The 2,522-nt window shown below is 31.3% G+C and carries 6 protein-coding genes; all 6 read left to right on the top strand.

What is annotated here, in order from left to right:
- Nucleotides 1-206 (top strand): hypothetical protein (locus tag KO361_04430; protein ID MCC7574812.1); only part of this gene is annotated, 206 nt, incomplete at its 5' end.
- Between the two features lie 448 nt (nucleotides 207-654).
- Nucleotides 655-879, top strand: a complete 225-nt coding sequence (locus KO361_04425; protein MCC7574811.1) for a hypothetical protein — start codon at nucleotides 655-657, stop codon at nucleotides 877-879.
- On the top strand, nucleotides 869-1,072 hold the full coding sequence (locus tag KO361_04420; protein MCC7574810.1) for a hypothetical protein: 204 nt from the start codon (nucleotides 869-871) through the stop codon (nucleotides 1,070-1,072). Before KO361_04425 ends, KO361_04420 begins: the two co-directional genes overlap by 11 nt.
- Before the next feature lie 23 nt (nucleotides 1,073-1,095).
- Entirely contained in the window at nucleotides 1,096-1,617 is a 522-nt protein-coding gene (locus tag KO361_04415) for a hypothetical protein (protein MCC7574809.1), read from the top strand.
- A gap of 122 nt (nucleotides 1,618-1,739) precedes the next feature.
- The gene (locus KO361_04410; protein MCC7574808.1) at nucleotides 1,740-2,063 is read left to right on the top strand and encodes a hypothetical protein; all 324 of its coding nucleotides are present in this window, start codon (nucleotides 1,740-1,742) and stop codon (nucleotides 2,061-2,063) included.
- 5 nt (nucleotides 2,064-2,068) lie between these two features.
- Entirely contained in the window at nucleotides 2,069-2,332 is a 264-nt protein-coding gene (locus KO361_04405; protein MCC7574807.1) for a hypothetical protein, read from the top strand.
- Nucleotides 2,333-2,522 lie beyond the last annotated feature (190 nt).

Below are 2,522 nucleotides of genomic sequence, written 5' to 3'. Positions count from 1 at the left end.
CGGAAGAAATAACTATTGATGTAATAGGTGCAGATGAAAGTATTCTATTGGAAGGCGGAATACCGACCAAAACAGATACAGGAAATTATTATTATGATTGGAAAATAGATACTATAACTGATAGATATAATTTAATAGCTATATGGAGATGGGATAATAATATCAAAAGGATTAAATTTAGGGCTATACCAGAAACAGATTGGTAAAAGTATGTAATAATATTTTTAATTTTTCTTCTTCTTTTTAATTCTTCTTTTTCTTTTGCGATAGACTATTATAGTCTATAAAACCCTTATATATCAACGCTTTCAAGCCGAAGTTTCAAAAAAGTTACCTCAAACTTTACCCAAAACTTTAGGCAAACTTTCCCGAAACTTTAGGTAAACTTCAGATAAACTTTCTATAAACTTCAAAGGGAAAAATATTTTAAATTATTTTTAAAAAAAGTATTGACAATTCTTTAAAAAGATGTTAAACTAATATTAGAAGGTAAGAAAAAAAGGAAGGTATAGGAAATGAAAACTCTAACAAAAACCACCAACCGGTTCAACGGATGTTATGGCATTCCTTATAAAATATGTTGTGGGGATATTAAGTGTATCAAAAAATTAAAATCACAATTAATTCCAAATTATAGGGAGGATTATTAAGATAATGAAACACGATATATTTAAGCAGAGAGAAAATGGAGAGTTCAAATTATATCTGATTACCTATTCACCAGATGATGCCAAGGAATCAGGATTTGGTTGGTATGCGAGCAAGTTAGACGGAAGTTGGGAACAGAGTCCACTATTCCAAACTCGCGAACAATTGATAAATGCCTTAAAAACCAATCAGGTAATTTGGGATTATACGGAGGTAAGTAATGGAAATTGAAGAAAAAGAAATGTTAATGGAAAAAGCGACTGAAGAATTATTTGAGGGAGATATTAAAAAAATAGCTAAATATTTAAAGCAATTAAAAAATGATTTTAGTTATAGAAAAAACGTAAAGGGGGATAGAATATTACAAATTGATGTTGAAAATATAGAAAGAATAATCAATCATGCAAAGGAACTATTATATTAAATAAAAAGTAAAGGAGAATTATTATGACAAGAGGAACATTGTATTTTATCGAGAAATTAAAATCAGGGAATGTTAGAATTACGGAAACTTGTGAGTTTAACGGAGATATGTATGAAGAAAGAGAAGGCGGACATGGCGGGGAAGTCATGGAACTTCTGGAAAAGTCTACAACCCTAAAAAAATTTAAGGAAGAAGTAAAACAATTTGATAAAGAGAATTTTGACTACCAATCAGAGGGAGGAAGTTATTTCGGATTCAATGCTCATATTATAAAGCAGAAAGGAGATTATCCGGTAACAAGGCAAGGCAATCTGATTATTGTAGATTTTAAAGATGATTATTTTAAGTGGTTTTTTAGTGATTGGACTTTCTGGAAGAATAATACCAAAGATTGTGAAGTTCAATTCATGACGAAAGAATACGTAGACTATACATGTAGCGAAGTAGAATCAGGAGATATTATCAAACTAAAACCAAATGAATCAGTAGCAATTAATTTTGGACATTATGAACATCATTATTTCGGAAGAATGGGAGGTGTGTAGGCAGGGGCAAACCCTGTCTGGTGTAATAAAAAATAATTAAAAAACTTTTAAAATATCTATTGACAAATATTTAAAATAATGTTAAAATAAGTTATAAGATAAAAAAAGGAAGGTATAGGAAAATGGAAAATAAAGAAAAGACAAGAAGGATAAAAAACTTAACAGAATATTTAAAAATGTATTTTGTAGACCGCGAAGATTATGTTCATGAACCCAATAAGATACTTGATAACCTTCATTATTTAGGCACTTCAAGAGTAGCCCACGGTAAAGAGTTCAATGTCGATATAAACAAAGAAGGGTATGCAGAATTAGAAACAGGTTACAGCAACCAGAAAATTACCTATGATTGGCAAAGGAAGATGGAAAAAATATTAGATGTTGTAATGAAGTTTAACGATTTAGTTTACGAAGAATATCGTGAAGCAGAAAGAGAAGGAAGGTAAGGAAGATGACAAAAAAAGAAATCCAACAGGTAATCAGAGATTTTACAGACCGCAAAGCAGACTTAACAGAGAAATACAAAAATATCACTTTCGACCAAATGGCTATCGTAATGGAAGGTTGTGCATTCTGGACAGAAAAACATTATATCAGAAAAGAGATTTTAGTTAAGTATCTGGAATGGCAGGCAAGGTATTTGAATGGCGGAGTTGATGAACAGGAATTGGAAACTTGCATGTGGGTAATGAAAAATAAAATAATAATGGTTTAAGGAGGAGAAAGATGGAAAAAGTATTAAGAGATTTGAATGATGGTTTTAGACAGTATACCGGTACACAGCATTATTACAGAGGGCTTGGTTTAAATTACACGGACGGAATTAAGGGAATGGCAGACAAGTTCGGGGCTTATTGGTTAACCGATGTTGTCGGAAGTTACCAGACCGGCAAGACAAAAAACAT

This window comes from Candidatus Woesearchaeota archaeon (assembly GCA_020854775.1).
Classification (GTDB): Archaea; Nanobdellota; Nanobdellia; order Woesearchaeales; family 21-14-0-10-32-9; genus 21-14-0-10-32-9.
This window is presented reverse-complemented; position numbering and strand designations above follow the sequence as displayed.

Bases quoted from the DNA above. Each gene is read 5' to 3' on its own strand.
- KO361_04425 (MCC7574811.1), top strand. From the start codon at position 655: ATGAAACACGATATATTTAAGCAGAGAGAAAATGGAGAGTTCAAATTA.
- KO361_04420 (MCC7574810.1), top strand. From the start codon at position 869: ATGGAAATTGAAGAAAAAGAAATGTTAATGGAAAAAGCGACTGAAGAA.
- KO361_04415 (MCC7574809.1), top strand. From the start codon at position 1,096: ATGACAAGAGGAACATTGTATTTTATCGAGAAATTAAAATCAGGGAAT.
- KO361_04410 (MCC7574808.1), top strand. From the start codon at position 1,740: ATGGAAAATAAAGAAAAGACAAGAAGGATAAAAAACTTAACAGAATAT.
- KO361_04405 (MCC7574807.1), top strand. From the start codon at position 2,069: ATGACAAAAAAAGAAATCCAACAGGTAATCAGAGATTTTACAGACCGC.